Here is a 17731-nt window from a genome sequence, read left to right as displayed (position 1 = left end):
ATTTACCCTTAGATTGAATATTTAATATTGAAAGAAACATAATCGCGGTCAGAGAAAGTATTCGTTGCGCCACCACCCCAGAAAGAGTTGTAGCTAAAGTCGAACGACCACGCATTTTGATAGTTGAAGTTCATAGTAACACCGAGCGATTTACGGTCTTCAACAAATAAGAACATTGGATCTGGTGTAATACCATTCACGTCATGTGAGAACACAAAACGTGGCGAGAAGTTAACACCATTAAAAATGTTGTAGTAATCACCTTTCGCAATAAGACGATAACCCCAAGCCGATGCTGTTGGGAATGGGTTCGTCTCAGGACCATTAGACAGACCTAGATGAAGTGTTGAGTAATCATCACTTAACGGGCCTTGCATGATACCGCTTCGACCAGTACCCGCTACGTTTAAACGAAGCTCGTCGTAGTCAGGCATATCGTTAATGCGTACACCACCAATTTCACCAACAACTGCCCAGCTATCAGCACCTAATGATGGGCCAAATAGATGTGTTGCTGTAAATTGTAACTGTGCTGTATTACGCAGGATGAAACCTTGTGCAACTTCACCCGGACCTACAACACTTGTTGCATCGCCAAGACTCATTTGCGAAATACCAGCAAAGTCAGGACGAATACCCGCAACAGCTAGTTGCTCAGGCATACCCGCATACAGTAACTCTACGTCATCAATTTGTAGAGGCTCATCTTGACGGAAGGCAAATTCACCGGCAAATGCTGTTTCACCTAGCGAGGTATTGAAGCTGATACCGTAAAGTTTAATATCTTCAGGGTATTCTAACTGGCCTTTAGTGAATGCTTGTAGGTTTGTTACGTTATCTTCAGTGATATCTGTTGTTAAAAGCATACCGATATCGGCAGCAATTGCTTCACTGGTAAAGTTTGAAACCTGACCAGAGATTACCGGGCGACGGCTATGATAGTTAATGTGATATAGCGCTAACTCAGTATCATTCAAATCAGGTAAGAACATACCTAAACGTAAACCGTATTGGCCACCGTCATCAGGTTCGTTTTTACCAGCACCACCCTTGCCTTTTAACGCCACTTTAGTTGGGTAAGCTAGGTACATTTGTGCCATCATTGCTCGGCCTTGTACTGATGTAGGATCAACACCTTGCGAGCGAACAATGTCATCTAAATTATTTAAGCTTTCAGTTAAGAATGCTAAGTCGATATCTGGGTTAGACGTGAAGCCTAATTGGATATTTTGTTGATAACCATTTTCAGATGCGAAATCGTTGGTCGAGAAGTACGTACCAGCCGCTGGAAGGCGCGTTTCATGCCATTGATATTGGTAAAAGCCTTCAAGGGTTACATTATCAGTAATACCTAAAGACGCCCAAAGCATACCAACTGGAATAAAGGCTTCTTTTAATTCAGCACCAGGGGCTTTTAAACGATCGATATCAACAGGGTTTACGTTAATACCATGAGAAATTAAAGTACTCTCCCCCCAGTTAACAACTTGTTGGCCTAAACGAATAGACAGCGGGTTACGACCTTCATTTAAATCAAAGTTTGCCCATACATAAGCATCTAATAAACGCAGATCAGCACACACTTGTTCTTTGGTGTCGTCATCATCACATGGGTCTACTTTTTTACCTGATGTTGGGTTGCTATACGCAAAATCACCATCCATTAGGGCGAAGTCGTAGAAATACATGAAACGAGTAAATAAACCAAAGTTATCTTTGCTGATTGATAGCTCATGGTTACCTTTTAATAATTTTGAAAATGAATCACCACTATCAAAATTAAGGTTACCTGCATCACCATTATTTGAGTAAGCACCCGGTTGGTTCCATACATCAGCAGAAGAATAAATTGGATTTAGCGCAGAGTGATAACCCGTCCAATCAAATGAAGGATTATTACTTTTACCAATATGTTGGAAATCACGGTCTTCAATTCGTATGCTTTGACCATAAGAAAAGTTAGAGTCAAATCGAACGTCGAAGCCACCTAACTCAAAATTTGCCGCATGCAAAGATGTGCTTGAGAGTCCGAGTGTAGCTGCAGCGAGTCCCAAAGCTATTTTGTTTTTAACAAAAAGCGATCGTTTTATCATTGTGTTCATCCCCCTGTAACGGGTTGTTTTGTGATCAAATTGTTGTTTTTAGTATCTTTCTAACGATAGAAGCGAAACGCTAAAATTACAATACGGAACGCGTTCAATCGGTTAATATTTATTTAAAAATGTGACGTTTACGTATTGGTAAGACGTCATACCAGATATTTTATACACGTAAATTAACAATAGAACAAATCGAATTAACAAAAATATAATAAATTTAGCGAATTGGGGACAGTAAAAATTAGCTTTTTAGGTGACAAAAAAGCAGCCGAAGCTGCTTTATTAACTGATTTTTTCGAGTTTTAAGAATTGATTATCTGCGGTTAACGTTAATCTAAAACGCCCTCTTATTCCTAACGATGAAATAAAAGGACGTAAATGACTGGCAGCAAATCGAACTGTCTTACCACCATCTTCTGTGACTTGCACCGATTTATATTTACCGTGGTAGTAATCAAGACATTCTGAGTAACTCAGATACAATGCAAAATAATATTCTGTCATTAACTTTCGAGTGCTTTCTCTACTTTTTCAAACAGATCATCACTGAGTCCATCTAAATCAGCTAAACGTTGTAGTTGTGCTTTCATTGCCGCAGAACGATTTTCATCATAGCGTTTCCATGACATAAATGGCGTCAGCATACGTGATGCATTTTGTGGATTAATATCATTAAGCTTCACTAATAAGTCACCCAACAGCTGGTATCCTTTACCATCTGCACGATGGAACTGAGTGATATTAAAGTGACTAAAGCTGCCAACTAAAGCACGCACGCGGTTAGGGTTACCAAAGTCAAAACTTGGGTGTTCATAGAGCGCTTTAATATCGTTGATACTCGTTGCAGAATCTTTCATTGCTTGCAACGCAAACCATTTATCCATAACGAGCACATCATGGCGCCACTTTGCATCAAACTCTGTTAGCAGCGTATCACATAGTGAATGGTTTGCTTTTACCACCGCACTCAATGCAGCAAGGGCATTGGTCATATTAATACTGTGTGCAGATTCTATGATGAGGCTATTAACGTCGCTATGATTCGTTTTCGCTAAATAATGTAAACACAGTTGCTTAAGAGCACGTACGGCAACAGCTGTCGCAGATGTTGAACCATCATCTTCTAGCGCGTTATAACAATTTACCAATGATTCTGTTAGGTGAGTTGCTATTTGTGATTCAAATGCATTTTGTACAGCAATAATGTCATCAACAGGGATAACTGCATATTCTGCTGCGAGGGTATCGTAGCTAGGCAGTTTTAAAAGCTCAGCAATTAGAGCAAGATCACCTTCTCGCTGATCAATTAATGCTTTTAATGCGAATAAAATGTCATCCGATAAACAGGCTTCACCACTGGCAATCGCCGCTTTCATTTCATTGGTAAATAAACGCTGCTGCGCATCCCAACGTGAAAAATCACTGCGAGCAAAACGCATGATATGTAATAGATCAGCAGCAGAGGTATCTTGATTAACAATACAAGGCGCAGAGAAATCTTCGAGTAGCACTGCTACAGGGCGCTGTTTAATGCCCTCGAAAACAAACTGCTGCGTTTTTTCAGTGACATTTAATACCGAATCTTGGACCTGATTATCAATTATAAGAGGTAGCGACTGCCCTTCACTATCTAATAGCTCAATAGCAAATGGAATATGTAATAAGGCATTGTTAGGCTGATTATCAGGTGCAAACTGCTCAATGCTTAATGTGAAAGTTTGGTTTTGTTCATCATACGCTTGCTCTACATTGAGCTTAGGTGTACCCGCTTGACTATACCAGCGCTTAAATTGCGTTAAATCAATGCCAGACGCATCACTCATGGCAGCCACAAAATCATCACAGGTAACAGCCTGTCCGTCATGGCGCTCGAAATACAATGCCATACCTTGTTGGAACTTTTCTTCTCCAAGTAAGGTGTGCATCATGCGAATAACTTCAGCCCCTTTGTCATACACAGTCACTGTATAAAAGTTATTCATTTCAATGACTTTTTCAGGGCGAATTGGGTGTGCCATCGGCCCTGCATCTTCACTAAATTGGTGAGTACGCATGACTTTAACTGCATCGATACGGTTAAGCGCACGAGAACCTAAATCGCTACTAAACTCTTGGTCGCGGAAAACCGTTAAGCCCTCTTTTAACGACAGCTGGAACCAGTCACGGCAAGTAACACGGTTGCCGGTCCAGTTATGGAAATATTCGTGCCCTACAATTGATTCAATCGTATGATAATCTTTGTCAGTGGCTGTTTCTTGATTCGCCAGAACACATTTAGAGTTAAAGATATTCAAACCTTTATTTTCCATTGCGCCCATGTTGAAGAAATCAACGGCAACAATCATGTAGATATCTAAATCGTATTCAAGGTTAAAGCGCTCTTCATCCCATTGCATTGATTTCTTTAAAGACGTCATAGCATGAGGCGTCTTAGATAAATTACCTTTATCAACAAACAAAGCTAATTCTACTTTTCGACCAGACTGCGTCGTGTAATGGTCACGTAATACGTCAAAGTCACCGGCGACTATTGCAAATAAGTAGCTAGGCTTTTTAAATGGGTCTTGCCATTTTACAAAATGACGACCGTCATCTAAGTTACCTGATTCAATTTGGTTACCATTAGACAGTAAATGAGTGTACTTTTTGTCGGCAATAATGGTTACATCAAAGCTGGCAAGTACGTCTGGGCGGTCAAGGTAATAGGTAATCTTTCTAAACCCTTCAGCTTCACATTGTGTACAGTAAGCTCCACCCGACAAGTACAAACCTTCTAACGAAGTATTCGTTTGTGGATCAATATGGTTTTCAATTTTAAGAATAAAGCTTGCAGGCAGGTTATGAATAATCAGCTTTTCATCTTCAAGCGTGTAATCATCATACGCTTGATCATCAACCTTTACTGAGATAAGTGTTAAATCAACACCATCAAGCGCAAGATCAGCATTGCTCTCATCGGTACGGTTGATTGTCATTGTTGACTGTACTGATGTTTTTAAAGGGGCTAATTCTAAGCGTAAATTGATGTGCTGGATTGAAAATTGTGGGGCTTGGTAATCTTTTAAATATTGAGCTTGAGGTTTAGTCGTAGTAGACATAACTGACTCCAAATGGCCCTGCACTGCAGGGCCTATATAGTTTATTCAGCGTTAGCTTCTTGTTTAAGGTGCTTTGGGGTAATACGTAAAATTTTAATACCTAAATAAGCGTAAACAATCGCTAAAAGTGGATTAATTAAATTAAAGAATGCATACATGGCATAATCAAATGGATTGATTAATAAAACACTTTGCATGTAGGCACCACAGGTGTTCCATGGGATAAGTGGGCTGGTAATTGTGCCGCCATCTTCTAATGTGCGAGATAAGTTAACCGGCTTTAAACCGCGTTTTTCGTATTCATCTTTAAACATACGACCAGGAACAACAATCGCGATATATTGATCCGCTGCAACTGCATTCGTACCAATACATGTTGCAATCGTTGCAGTGATAAGCGAGCCGGTGCTTTTAGCAATTTTTAAGATGCTCTTAACGAACATATCAAGTAAGCCGGTTTTTTCCATGATAGCGCCAAACATCAAGGCCGTCATGATCAGCCACGTTGTTGTTAGCATGCCAGCCATACCACCACCGCTTAATAGTGAGTCCATTTTTTCATCGCCAGTATCAATGCTAAAACCATCGAAGAACGTTGTCCAAACTAGTTTAAAGTAGCCAATAGCATGACCTTGTGATGCATCAATTTGGCTATTGATTAAATCTGATTGAAATAACATAGCCCAAATTGCACCTAGCACGGCACCAATTGAAATAGCAGGGAAAGCTGGCATCTTACGAATTGCTAAAAATAACAGCACCACCAGTGGCACTAGCATTTCAAAACCAATATTAAAATTTTGTTCTAGTAAATTTACGATTTCGTCAATACGACCTGCTTCTGCTGAACCGCCAGCATTAAAGCCCATAAAGATGAAAATGATTAATGCGATAATAAAGCTTGGTACCGTTGTCCAAAGCATGTGATGAATATGGTCAAATAAATCAGCCCCTGCCACTGCCGGCGCTAAATTCGTTGTTTCAGAAAGCGGGCTTAATTTATCACCAAAGTAGGCACCTGAGATAACCGCACCCGCCGTGACAACTTGTTCAAGACCAAGACCAGTTGCAACACCTAATAACGCTACACCAATGGTCGCAGCCGTTGTCCAAGAGCTACCGATACTCATAGCGACAATGCCACAAATCAAGCAGCTAGCGGCATAGAACCAGCTAGGGTTGATAATCTGTAGACCATAATAAATTAAAGTAGGTACGGTGCCTGATAACAACCAAGTACCAATTAAGGCACCCACCATTAATAGAATAATGATTGCTCCCAGGGATAAGGTGATCCCCTCAATCATAGCTTGTTCTAGTTTCTTCCAGGTGTAACCATTTTTTAAGCCTATTAATGCCGCGGTAAATGTAGCGAATAATAAAGCGATTTGGTTAGGACCTGATGATGAATTATCACCGAATAAATAAACAGCAGCGCCTAATAGGCACACGAGAACAGTAATTGGGATTAAGGCATCTAAAAAACTGGCCTGTTTAATTGGCTTCTCTTCAATTGAATTCAAAAGATAGTCTCCTACACGTCTTATGTGGCGTGTTTAATTATTATTGTAAGCTTTGACGCAAAACTTCAGTGGCCTTATGCAGCCAAGTATTGTGATTATACCAATATGACCTGTTTTAGGTAGCAAAAAAGGCGCTTATGCGCCTTTTTATTAATCGATATTGCTAATTAATTGCTAATTATTTCTTAGCGATACGACCATATTTTATATAATCTTGGGTGATTAATGCCGCTTCTTCTAAGAAAGGGTCTAGTTCATCAAGGCTATCTGGTAAATCATCAAGCTTTTCAACTGGCTTTTCACCTAAGCGAACAAGTCGTTCATTAGCACGCTCTAAGGCACGCTCTTCACCTTCATCTTTCTCTTTTAGACGGGTCGCTTCAACCAATGAGATAGTTTTACGGTCTTTCTCTTCTTGGTAGCGCTTAATGTCATCAAACACATAGCCAAACTCAGGCTCACTGGCAATACGCGTATCATGAAGCTTATTAACGTAAGCAATCGCTGGTTTTAGGTTATCAACCGAATTGTACTTAGCACGGATGATGCTATCCCAAGGTAATGCGTTATCTTGCTGGCTCTCGCCCCACTCTGATGGGTCAATTGCTGATGGGAACGATACATCTGGGATCACGCCTTTGTGTTGTGTGCTGCCGCCGTTAATCCGGTAGAATTTTGCAATGGTATATTGCACGCTACCTAATGGGTGATCGTATAAGTCATAAGCACGGCCAAGTGGTTTGTGCTGTTGAACGGTACCCTTACCAAAGGTTTGTTCACCAATCACAATTGCGCGGCCATAGTCTTGCATTGCAGCTGCAAAAATCTCTGATGCAGACGCACTGTAGCGATCAACTAACACAGTTAGCGGGCCATCATAAAAAGTGACACCGTCACGATCTTTTTGCTCTTCAATACGATTATTCAGGGTATGAATTTGTACAACAGGGCCTTGGTCGATGAACAAGCCAGATAACTGAGTCGCTTCGTAAAGTGAACCGCCCCCGTTTTGACGTAAATCGATGATGATGCCGTCTACTTTAGCTTCTTTTAATTTCGCAATTTCAACTTTAACGTCTTGCGATAAATTGTTATAGAAACCAGGGATTTCAATCACACCAATTTTGCTGGTTAAGTCTGAATATTTTGCTTCAAATACTTCAGATTTTGCAGCGCGATCTTCTAAGCGAATTTTATCACGCGTAATTTCAACCACTTTAGGTGTGCCGTGAGCATCTGCCCCTTTAAGATATTGCAGACGAACTTTTGTGCCTTTAGGGCCCTTGATCAAATCAACGACGTCATCTAAACGCCAGCCAATTACGTCAACAAAGTCTTCGCCTTCTTGAGCAACACCAATAATACGATCGTCTGCTTTAATTTGTTCTGATTTATCAGCTGGGCCACCAGGCACTAAACTACGGATAACTGTGTAGTCTTCATCATAGCTAAGCACCGCACCAATACCTTCTAACTCAAGATCCATATCCATCTTGAACTGTTCAGCGCGTCGTGGTGATAAATAAGAGGTATGTGCTTCGATGCTTCGTGCAAATGAATTCATCACGATTTGAAACGCATCTTCACTGTTTGTCTGAACTAAACGTTTTTGCGCATTGTGGTAGCGTTTGGTCAGAACTTCTTTGATGCCCTGCCAATCTTTACCGGTCATTTTTAAACGTAACGCATCATATTTAACGCGTTGACGCCAAAGTTCATCAAGCTCAGCTTGGCTTGTTGCCCAATCAGCGTCTTCACGGTCAAATACGTACTCATCTTCATTATCGAACTTCATTTCATTTTCAAGTAGCGATAAAGAATAATCGTAACGTTCAAAACGACGTTTTAAGCTTAAGTTAAAAATATCAAAGGCAAAACCCAATTTACCTGTCGACAATGCATTATCAAACTGGTCTTTATATTGCTCAAACGAGGCAATGTCAGACGCTAAAAATACACTTTTGTTGTAGTCGAGAGATTCAATGTAGCGATCAAAAATCTGTTCAGATAATTCATCGTTAAATTTAATTGGTTTGTAGTGTGCACGAGTAAATAAGTTTGTCACCCGTTTGCTTGCTGTACTATGTTGGCTTTCTTGCTTGAGTACTGGCAAATCTTTTTCTGTCAGATTATCTGACGATGCCAATAATGAACCTGAAAACAGGGCAGCGACTAACGGAATGAGCGTAAACTTTTTACTCATACACAACTCCTTTATTTTTTACAGCTATTAAATGATATACAGGCTGTCTGCTTTGGTTTTAACTTGCATCCCTGTTACTAACTCAACGTGAACTTCATCTTTATTCACTTCAGTAATAACTGCGTTTACAAGTGCTTGGCCAAGTTTAACTTTAACTTTGCTATTTACCTTGACCTCAGAGGCAGGTAAAGGTTCAACTTTTCCTGAACGTTTTACAGGAGCAGCTTTAGCAGGCTTATTACTTACTTTAGCGCCTTTTTCGCCAGATTTAGCGTGATGACCTGTATTCTTTTTGTAAGATTTTGTGTCACCGTCTTTGCGTGGACGTTGTGGCTTTTTACGCTTCGCCATTTTAGCGCGGCTTTCTTCTAACGCTTTTTGCGCGTGTTCAATGTGCTCTTGTTCCACTTTTTCGTCTTGATTACCATCAAGGTCGATACGGAACTCAGACTTAGTCACGGCTTCTAAATAGCGCCAGTTTGAGGTGTATTTTCTTAGTGCTTGACGTACCTGAGTCTTACTTACTTTCTCAGAACCTTCAATGCGCTCAGCAATATCTTTAAAGATACCGACTTTAAGCGGTTGAATGCCGTCTTTTTGTTTAAAACATTGTGGAAATTCTTGGTATAAGAAATCCAATACTTCATTAATATCTTTTAGCTTGTTTGTGGTTTCCATGTTAGAACCTTTTATTACATCTTTTCATCTAATGATGAATCGACATAGTGTGTTACCCAGTCGGTCAACTCTTCGAAGTCCGCTTCAATAAGCGCTAAATCACCACGAAGGTGTTCCCAAATACCATTTATAATTTCATCAATTGATTCACAGTCAAGGTCATCCGGTAGACGATCCCAAGCCATGTGAATCAAGTCGTTGAGCCTTTCGGCAACAACTTCTTCTTCCCCTTCCCAATCACCAACATCAGCAATTGCAAAGAGGTAATCTTGCACATTTAGCAGATCTTTCATTTTAGATTTGCCTCAAAGCATTTTACCAATGCTTCTAAACCAGCTTGATCATCAGCGTCGAATCGCGCAATGCTTGGGCTGTCGATATCAAGTACAGCAAATACTTTACCGTCTTTGAAAATCGGCACAACGACTTCAGAATTCGATGCAGCATCACAGGCAATGTGCCCAGCAAATGCATGAACGTCTTCAACGAGTTGTGTTTGTTGTGTTTGCGCGGCAGTTCCACATACCCCTTTACCTACTGGAATACGGATACATGCAGGATTACCTTGAAACGGCCCTAGCACTAATTCTTCAGGTGAATCCATTAAATAAAAGCCCGCCCAGTTTATATCCTCTAAAGAGGTAAATAACAGCGCACTAATATTTGCCATGTTGGCAATAACATTTGATTCACCAGTGATTAGCGACTCAGTTTGTTTAACTAATGACTGGTAAAAATCTTGCTTTTGCATACCAAACTACTTCTTATTAAACATACAGTAGCTAAAGGTACTCTTTGTAGACGACAAATGAAACCTTTTAAGGGCAAAAAAAAACATTTTGCCCTCAATTTCAGTCAGCTTGATTAAATATTCTGCTATTGATGAGAAGATTGTGTTGTAAGACCCTGTCTTAAACCAAATAAAAACAGACCCGCTGCAAGTGCAGACATCAATGCATTAACAATAAATTCCATGCCTGTTGTCGGACTTAATAGATAACTAAAGATGGCACCACCTAATAGACCTAGCGTTAATACACCTGAATAATTTACCTTTGCATACTTATACATAAGCAAATATCCCGGTACGACAAAGGCTGCCATAGTTAACCCAACGATATGTGCATTGGCTATTGCGCTAACAAGAAGCTTAAAGAAAATGCTTAAGCCATTTCCCTCAAGTGTAAACGCATAATAAAGGCCTAAGATACAACCGATGATCACAGGCGATAATAAAGAAAGTCCTACACTCTTTGCTAAACGATGTTTCATAAATTCCCTAATTTCACAAAGATAATACGAGAAGTAATAAGCATGGACTAACTAGTTGAAATGCGAAATATCGACAATAGTCGTAATTTGCAGGCTGAAGAAAAAGCGCTAGAAACAAAAAAGCCGCTGAATAAATTCAGCGGCTTCAATAATGGTGGAGAGATAGGGATTTGAACCCTAGAGGGGCTACAAACCCCTGCCGGTTTTCAAGACCGGTGCATTCGACCACTCTGCCATCTCTCCGACGGCGTGCATAATAGATAAAGCGGCCGTGCTTGTGAAGCTTTTTTTTCAAAAAACTGTTTAAGTGATTAAAAAACAACTAAATCGTTCAGCATTAACACAATTAAAGTCAAAATATAATCGATTTGAACTTTTCAATTATTTATCCTGTCTATTGATCCACAATAGTTTGCCCAAATATATAACTCTTGATAGGCTTAGTTCAGTTTAACAATTGGAACTAACGAACGTATAAGTTCATTTAAAGGAGCTCTAACAATGGCGTTTAATCAATCGTACAATACTGCTAGACCAGTAATGTCGACTATTGAAACCAATAAAGTTTTAAAAAACACCTATTTTTTACTCGCAATGACACTTGCTTTTAGTGCAGTCACTGCCGGTATCTCTATGGTAATGAATCTACCTTATTTTATGGGGTTAGTATTCAGCTTGATTGCATTCGGCGTACTTTTTGTTGTTAATAAAAAGGCCGACAGTGCGTCAGGTGTTGCTTGGGTATTTGTTTTCACAGGTTTGATGGGCGCAGGGCTTGGTCCAATGCTTAACTACTACGCAGCAATGCCAAATGGCCCATTCCTTATTATGCAAGCGTTAGGTTCTACCGCGTTAATTTTCTTTGGTTTGTCGGCTTATGCGCTTACCACTAAAAAAGACTTCTCATTTATGGGCGGCTTTTTAACTGTTGGTTTAATCGTGGTTATTATTGCAAGCCTAGTTAACTTATTTATCGGCAGCTCAGTTACCTTTATGGTTATCAACGCCGCTGTTGTACTAATTATGTCTGGTTTCATCTTATTCGACACAAGCCGTATTATTAACGGCGGCGAAACCAATTACATCCGTGCAACGGTTGCTTTATACCTGAACATTTATAACTTATTCACTTCACTTCTACACCTACTTGGTGCAAGTGATGACTAATTAAATAGTTCTGCTAAAATAGCCCCTTTCTAGGGGCTTTTTTATTGGATGCGTTTTGGCACAATTTGTACTTTCTCTTCATACCGCACCGACCGATCACGACACTACTCAACGGCTGATTAAATTTGCACAGGCTTGTCTTGATTCTGGTCACTCGATTGCAGCTATTTTTCTTTATCAAGCAGGTGTTTACCACGCAAGTAACCATTTAGAACTTGCCAGTGACGAGCTACCAATTAATCGCTTGTGGCAGTCGTTAAGTGAGCAAAACATTCCCCTACTGCTATGTGTAACGGCCGCTGAAAAGCGTGGCTTAGATACCGCTAATACAGGTGTGTTTACCGTCGCTGGACTCGCTGAATTTGCGATGCTTGTCAGTGAAGCAGATAAATGGGTGCAATTTAAATGAAAAACATTTTAGTAATAAGTCAACATGGCCCATTTGATGATCAGCATATTCGTGAATCACTCGATACCACACTGATTTTTGCCGCTATCGAACAGAATATTAGCTGGCTTCTGAGTGGTGAAGCTGTTTTGGCTTTGAAAAAAAATCAACAGCCAGAATTACTTGGTATTAAAAACTATTTTAAAACCATTAAAACCCTTGAGTTATACGATGTAGAAAACATTTATGTATGTGAAAAGTCGTTAATGGATTTTAACTTAACAAAAGACACGTTAATGATTGATGTCAAAGTAGCTAACTTTGAACAACAGCGAGCGTTGATTGCACAGCAACATCAGGTGGTTACACTATGAGTACCTTGCATATTTTTTCAAAACCCTTATCGCATTACTGCAACAATATGCTCGCTAATTTGATTACTGCTCAAGATTCTGTGCTACTTGTCAGTGACGCATGTTATAACAGCAGACAATTTAAACAGTTTTCTTCTGCACTTTTTTTACTGAAAGAAGATGCAGAAGCGCGCGATATTTCACTTAGTCATAATGAATCAGCCTTAGACTACAGGCAATTTGTAGAATTGACTTTAAACGCAAAGAACACGATTACTTGGTAAACCATGCTTGAATTTAATAACAAACAGATTGAAACAGACAAACAAGGCTATTTACTTGATTCAAATGATTGGAGTGAAGAGCTCGCACCTATTATTGCTGAACAAGAGAACATTACCTTAAGTGAACAGCACTGGGAAGTTGTCCATTTCGTACGTGATTTTTACGTAGAGTACAACACCAGCCCCGCTATTCGCATGCTGGTCAAAGCCATGGCCCAAAAGCTAGGTGAAGAAAAAGGTAATAGTATGTATTTATACAAACTGTTTCCTAAGGGCCCCGCTAAGCAAGCGACTAAAATTGCTGGTTTACCTAAACCTGCTAGGTGCATTTAATGGTTAATAAAACCAATAGCAAACCACGTCGCAGTAGCGGTCGCACTTATTCAAGACCAACACAAAAACGTGAATTTAAAAAAGCAATTAGCCCTGAGCAGCGCAAAGTGGTGCTATTTAACAAACCATTTGATGTGCTTTGCCAATTCACCGATGATCAAAACCGCAAGACGTTGGCAGACTATATCACTATTAAAGACGTGTATGCAGCAGGACGCCTAGACAGAGATAGTGAAGGACTTTTGCTACTTACTAACTGTGGAAAGTTGCAACACACCCTCACTGAACCCAATAAAAAAACAGCTAAAACTTATTGGGTGCAAGTAGAAGGTGATGTCAGTGATGAGGCTATCTTTGCGCTTAACAAAGGCGTAACGCTTAAAGATGGCATGACCAAGCCAGCCAAGGTTAAACGTATTGACGAGCCATCAGTTTGGCCTCGTACCCCACCCGTTCGCGAGCGTAAAAACATTCCAACTAGCTGGTTAGAAATCTCTATCACCGAAGGGCGTAATCGCCAAGTTCGCCGCATGACAGCACATGTTGGCTTCCCTACTTTACGATTGATTCGTTACAGTATTGGTAACTATACCCTTGATGGCTTAGAGAATGGTCAATTTAACGTAGTGAACAACCCAGATGCATAAACCCAATGTCACAGTAGCTGCTATTGTCACGAGCCAAGACAAATTTTTACTTGTTAAAGAGCGCGATAAACACACAGGTGAGATTTGCTACAACCAGCCTGCCGGCCATTTGGAAGCCAATGAAACCTTAGCTGAAGCAGCTCATCGCGAACTTATTGAAGAAACAGGTATTAGCCTTCATGCCAGTCACCTTGTAGGCATTTATAATTTGCATGCCGCGAATGGTGTCCACTATATGCGTTTTAGCTTTGCTTTTAATTGCCCAGAGCCCGTTGAAACATCACCCCAAGATAATGACATTTTAAGTGCAGATTGGTTTAGCCTTGAACAAATTAAAAGCATGCCGCTGAGAAGCCCTTTGGTTTTAAAATGCATTGAAGATCATTTAGCTGGTAAAGCCTACCCACTTAGTTTGATTTACCAATAACCGCTGTGATTTTGGCTGGTTTGGGCGTCTAAAAGCATGCTATAATATCGGCCTTTCCATAGCAGTTAAAAAATGACAGCGAATATTATGAGCGAAAATAGCCACATTAAAGTCATCGTGGGCATGTCCGGCGGTGTTGATTCTTCAGTATCAGCGTATTTATTAAAGCAGCAAGGCTATCAAGTTGAAGGCCTGTTCATGAAAAACTGGGAAGAAGATGATAATGATGAATATTGCGCTGCAGCTGAAGACCTAAAAGACGCACAAGCAGTGTGCGACAAGCTAGGTATTGAGCTTCACACTGTAAATTTTGCAGCCGAATACTGGGACAACGTGTTTGAGTACTTTTTAGCAGAGTACAAAGCAGGCCGCACACCAAACCCAGACATCATGTGTAATAAAGAAATCAAATTCAAAGCATTCTTAGAGTTTGCAGCACAGGCACTGGGTGCTGATTATATTGCTACAGGTCACTATGTACGCCGCGAACAACGCGGTGATAAATTTGTAATGTGTCGTGGCCTTGATGACAACAAAGATCAAAGCTATTTCTTATACACGCTAAGCCATGAGCATATTGCGCAAACACTTTTCCCTGTTGGTGATATTGCTAAACCTGAAGTACGCCGCATCGCTGAAGAGCAAGACTTAATTACGCATGATAAGAAAGACAGTACCGGTATTTGTTTTATCGGTGAGCGTAAATTTAAAGATTTCTTACAAAAATTCTTACCAGCACAGCCTGGTAAAATTGAAGATACCGATGGCAATGAAGTGGGCGAGCACGAAGGCTTGATGTACCACACGCTTGGTCAACGTAAAGGCCTGTTAATTGGCGGCATGAAAGAAGGCTCAGGTGAACCTTGGTACGTTGTAGATAAAGACGTTGAACGTAACGTGTTAGTCGTTGGTCAAGGTAAAGACCACCCTCGCCTATACAGTAATGGCTTAAATGCAAACCAGCTACACTGGGTTGACCGTGAAGGCCCTAAAGGGACTACACGCTGTACTGTTAAAACTCGTTATCGCCAAGAAGATATCAGCTGTACTTTACTCGTTGGTGAAGATGGTATGGCACGCGTACTATTTGATGAGCCACAAAAAGCGGTTACACCGGGCCAATCAGCCGTATTTTACGCTGACGAAGTCTGTTTAGGTGGCGGTATTATTGATTCGGTGATCAAGTAATGACAGAGCACCAAGTCATGGCTTTAGCTGCCATGTGTCAAGTTGCTAAACAAGTACAAAAAGTTGCGCAATATGGCCAAGGCAGTGATCACGAATTAGAGAAATTACTAAACTGTATTGTCGAAACATCACCAAATAGCCCTGAAGAAGTGTATCAAGGTAAGCATAATTTACGAGAAGGCTATCGCATTTTGATTGCACAGCTTTCAGCCGGCGCAGACAAAGACGTCGAAATCGTAAAGTATGTAGGTGGTTTAATGCAATTAGAGCGTGCATTAAGCTCAAAACAAAACAGTTTAAATGAATTAGGTCGTCGCATTGATGATGTTAAACGTCGCCTCGACCATTTTGCTATAACAGATGATACTGTTGTAGCAGCGCTTGCTGATATTTACTCATCGGTGCTAAGCCCCCTTGGGCATCGTATTCAAGTGTACGGCAAGCCAGAGTTATTAAAACAGCAGCTCACGCAAAACAAAATCCGCGCCCTATTATTGGCCGGAATTCGTAGTGCCGTGTTATGGCGACAAATGGGCGGTAAACGCCGTCACTTTTTCTTTGCAAAAAGAAAAATCCTCGCCATTGCTAAACAATCAATTTAATTATCGTTCAAACTAGACAATTTAGGAGTCATTATGGAGCTTTCAGCGTTAACCGCTATCTCTCCGGTAGATGGTCGCTATGGCAGCAAGACCACGGAACTACGCAGCATTTTCAGCGAATTTGGTTTAATCAAATACCGTGTAACTGTTGAAGTTCGTTGGTTACAAGCTTTGTCTGCAGCAAGCGCAATCGCAGAAGTACCGGCATTTAGCGACGAGGCTAATGCTTTACTTAATGCCATTGTTGATAACTTTAGCGAAGCGGATGCAGCACGCGTTAAAGAAATCGAGCGCACAACTAACCATGACGTAAAAGCCGTTGAATACCTACTTAAAGAAAAAGTAGCAGACAACGCAGAGCTTAACGCAGTAAACGAATTTATTCACTTTGCATGTACTTCAGAAGACATTAATAACCTATCTCACGGTTTAATGCTAACAGAAGCGCGTGACAAAGTTTTACTTCCATACTGTGACCAACTTCTAAATGCATTAAAAGAAAAAGCGGTTGAGTACAAGTCAGTTGCGATGATGACGCGTACCCACGGTCAACCTGCTACTCCTTCTACAATGGGTAAAGAATTTGCTAACGTATACATGCGCTTAAAGCGTCAACGTGACCAAATTGCTAACGTAGAAATGTTAGGTAAAATCAATGGTGCTGTAGGTAACTACAATGCTCACCTAAGTGCATACCCAGATTACGATTGGCACAGCCACGCTGAACAATTCGTAACAAGCCTTGGTTTAACATTTAATCCGTTCACAACACAAATCGAGCCACACGATTACATTGCTGAGTTATTCGATGCGATTGCACGTTTCAACACTGTATTGCTTGATTTTGACCGTGACGTTTGGGGCTACATTGCGCTTAACCACTTCAAGCAAAAAACAATTGCAGGTGAAATTGGTTCTTCAACCATGCCTCACAAAGTAAACCCGATTGATTTTGAAAACTCTGAAGGTAACTTAGGTATTGCGAACGCAATTTTTGCACACCTTGCGCAGAAGCTACCTGTATCTCGCTGGCAACGTGACTTAACTGACTCAACAGTGTTACGTAACCTGGGTGTTGGTATGGGCTACACACTTATCGCTTACCAAGCGACATTAAAAGGTGTTAGCAAGCTTGAAGTAAACGAAGCGCGTTTACTCGAAGAGCTAGATCAAAACTGGGAATTATTAGCAGAGCCTATCCAAACGGTAATGCGTAAATATGGTATCGAAAAGCCATATGAAAAACTTAAAGACCTTACGCGTGGTAAACGTGTAAACCAAGAAATCATGGCTGATTTCATCGATGGTCTTGAGTTACCTGAAGAAGCAAAAGTAGAAATGAAAAAATTAACACCGGCTAATTACATCGGTCGTGCTGTTGAGTTCATCGACAACTTAGCTTAAATTCAAACTAAGATTTTAAAAAGCGAAAGGCCTTCCTTTCGCTTTTTTTATACCACTTCGTTTAG

At 40.5% G+C, this 17731-nt stretch carries 19 protein-coding genes and 1 tRNA gene; 10 read left to right on the top strand and 10 right to left on the bottom strand.

Going from position 1 to position 17731, the window contains the following annotated elements; all coding sequences use genetic code 11:
- Nucleotides 1-8: 8 nt before the first annotated feature.
- The 10 genes from C2M33_RS06750 to C2M33_RS06705 all read right to left on the bottom strand — a co-directional run bounded on the left by C2M33_RS06750 (nucleotide 9) and on the right by C2M33_RS06705 (nucleotide 11116).
- Entirely contained in the window at nucleotides 9-2093 is a 2085-nt protein-coding gene (locus C2M33_RS06750; protein WP_063705564.1) for a DUF1302 domain-containing protein, read from the bottom strand.
- Between the two features lie 288 nt (nucleotides 2094-2381).
- The gene (locus C2M33_RS06745; RefSeq protein WP_105174066.1) at nucleotides 2382-2603 is read right to left on the bottom strand and encodes a DUF2835 domain-containing protein; all 222 of its coding nucleotides are present in this window, start codon (nucleotides 2601-2603) and stop codon (nucleotides 2382-2384) included.
- Nucleotides 2603-5197, bottom strand: a complete 2595-nt coding sequence (pepN, locus tag C2M33_RS06740) for an aminopeptidase N (protein ID WP_105174065.1) — start codon at nucleotides 5195-5197, stop codon at nucleotides 2603-2605. The genes C2M33_RS06745 and pepN overlap by 1 nt, the downstream gene beginning before the upstream one ends.
- A gap of 41 nt (nucleotides 5198-5238) precedes the next feature.
- Nucleotides 5239-6720, bottom strand: a complete 1482-nt coding sequence (gene nhaC / locus C2M33_RS06735) for a Na+/H+ antiporter NhaC (RefSeq protein ID WP_063705570.1) — start codon at nucleotides 6718-6720, stop codon at nucleotides 5239-5241.
- A 178-nt stretch (nucleotides 6721-6898) separates the two neighbouring features.
- The gene (gene prc, locus C2M33_RS06730; RefSeq protein WP_105174064.1) at nucleotides 6899-8923 is read right to left on the bottom strand and encodes a carboxy terminal-processing peptidase; all 2025 of its coding nucleotides are present in this window, start codon (nucleotides 8921-8923) and stop codon (nucleotides 6899-6901) included.
- Between the two features lie 27 nt (nucleotides 8924-8950).
- Entirely contained in the window at nucleotides 8951-9601 is a 651-nt protein-coding gene (gene proQ / locus C2M33_RS06725) for an RNA chaperone ProQ (RefSeq protein ID WP_063705575.1), read from the bottom strand.
- A 14-nt stretch (nucleotides 9602-9615) separates the two neighbouring features.
- The gene (locus C2M33_RS06720) at nucleotides 9616-9894 is read right to left on the bottom strand and encodes a hypothetical protein (RefSeq protein ID WP_063705577.1); all 279 of its coding nucleotides are present in this window, start codon (nucleotides 9892-9894) and stop codon (nucleotides 9616-9618) included.
- Nucleotides 9891-10352, bottom strand: a complete 462-nt coding sequence (locus C2M33_RS06715) for a GAF domain-containing protein (RefSeq protein ID WP_063705580.1) — start codon at nucleotides 10350-10352, stop codon at nucleotides 9891-9893. The genes C2M33_RS06720 and C2M33_RS06715 overlap by 4 nt, the downstream gene beginning before the upstream one ends.
- Nucleotides 10353-10477: 125 nt before the next feature.
- A complete protein-coding gene (locus C2M33_RS06710; RefSeq protein WP_063705582.1) occupies nucleotides 10478-10873 on the bottom strand; it encodes a hypothetical protein in 396 nt (131 codons plus the stop codon).
- Between the two features lie 152 nt (nucleotides 10874-11025).
- Nucleotides 11026-11116: transfer RNA gene (locus C2M33_RS06705), tRNA-Ser, on the bottom strand.
- A 258-nt stretch (nucleotides 11117-11374) separates the two neighbouring features.
- On the opposite strand from C2M33_RS06705, the gene C2M33_RS06700 reads away from it, so the two are divergent.
- The 10 genes from C2M33_RS06700 to purB all read left to right on the top strand — a co-directional run bounded on the left by C2M33_RS06700 (nucleotide 11375) and on the right by purB (nucleotide 17666).
- Nucleotides 11375-12040: a Bax inhibitor-1/YccA family protein gene (locus C2M33_RS06700; protein WP_063705584.1), complete on the top strand. Its 666-nt coding sequence runs from the start codon at nucleotides 11375-11377 to the stop codon at nucleotides 12038-12040.
- Between the two features lie 55 nt (nucleotides 12041-12095).
- Nucleotides 12096-12449, top strand: a complete 354-nt coding sequence (gene tusD, locus C2M33_RS06695) for a sulfurtransferase complex subunit TusD (protein WP_063705587.1) — start codon at nucleotides 12096-12098, stop codon at nucleotides 12447-12449.
- The gene (tusC, locus tag C2M33_RS06690) at nucleotides 12446-12802 is read left to right on the top strand and encodes a sulfurtransferase complex subunit TusC (protein WP_105174063.1); all 357 of its coding nucleotides are present in this window, start codon (nucleotides 12446-12448) and stop codon (nucleotides 12800-12802) included. The genes tusD and tusC overlap by 4 nt, the downstream gene beginning before the upstream one ends.
- Nucleotides 12799-13065, top strand: a complete 267-nt coding sequence (tusB, locus tag C2M33_RS06685; RefSeq protein WP_105174062.1) for a sulfurtransferase complex subunit TusB — start codon at nucleotides 12799-12801, stop codon at nucleotides 13063-13065. Before tusC ends, tusB begins: the two co-directional genes overlap by 4 nt.
- Nucleotides 13066-13068: 3 nt before the next feature.
- On the top strand, nucleotides 13069-13398 hold the full coding sequence (gene tusE / locus C2M33_RS06680; RefSeq protein WP_063705594.1) for a sulfurtransferase TusE: 330 nt from the start codon (nucleotides 13069-13071) through the stop codon (nucleotides 13396-13398).
- Nucleotides 13398-14045, top strand: a complete 648-nt coding sequence (locus C2M33_RS06675) for an rRNA large subunit pseudouridine synthase E (RefSeq protein ID WP_105174061.1) — start codon at nucleotides 13398-13400, stop codon at nucleotides 14043-14045. Before tusE ends, C2M33_RS06675 begins: the two co-directional genes overlap by 1 nt.
- Nucleotides 14038-14472 (top strand): NUDIX hydrolase, encoded by a 435-nt coding sequence (locus tag C2M33_RS06670; RefSeq protein ID WP_063705600.1) that lies wholly within the window; start codon nucleotides 14038-14040, stop codon nucleotides 14470-14472. Before C2M33_RS06675 ends, C2M33_RS06670 begins: the two co-directional genes overlap by 8 nt.
- Nucleotides 14473-14559: 87 nt before the next feature.
- Nucleotides 14560-15660: a tRNA 2-thiouridine(34) synthase MnmA gene (gene mnmA / locus C2M33_RS06665; RefSeq protein ID WP_105174348.1), complete on the top strand. Its 1101-nt coding sequence runs from the start codon at nucleotides 14560-14562 to the stop codon at nucleotides 15658-15660.
- Nucleotides 15660-16262, top strand: coding sequence for a high frequency lysogenization protein HflD (gene hflD / locus C2M33_RS06660; protein WP_063705602.1), 603 nt, complete (start codon nucleotides 15660-15662; stop codon nucleotides 16260-16262). The genes mnmA and hflD overlap by 1 nt, the downstream gene beginning before the upstream one ends.
- Nucleotides 16263-16295: 33 nt before the next feature.
- Complete coding sequence (gene purB / locus C2M33_RS06655) at nucleotides 16296-17666, top strand: adenylosuccinate lyase (protein ID WP_063705605.1); 1371 nt, start codon at nucleotides 16296-16298, stop codon at nucleotides 17664-17666.
- The last annotated feature ends 65 nt before the right edge of the window (nucleotides 17667-17731 follow it).

The sequence above is a fragment of the Pseudoalteromonas sp. T1lg122 genome (genome assembly GCF_002964825.1).
Classification (GTDB): Bacteria; Pseudomonadota; Gammaproteobacteria; order Enterobacterales; family Alteromonadaceae; genus Pseudoalteromonas; species Pseudoalteromonas gelatinilytica.
This window is presented reverse-complemented; position numbering and strand designations above follow the sequence as displayed.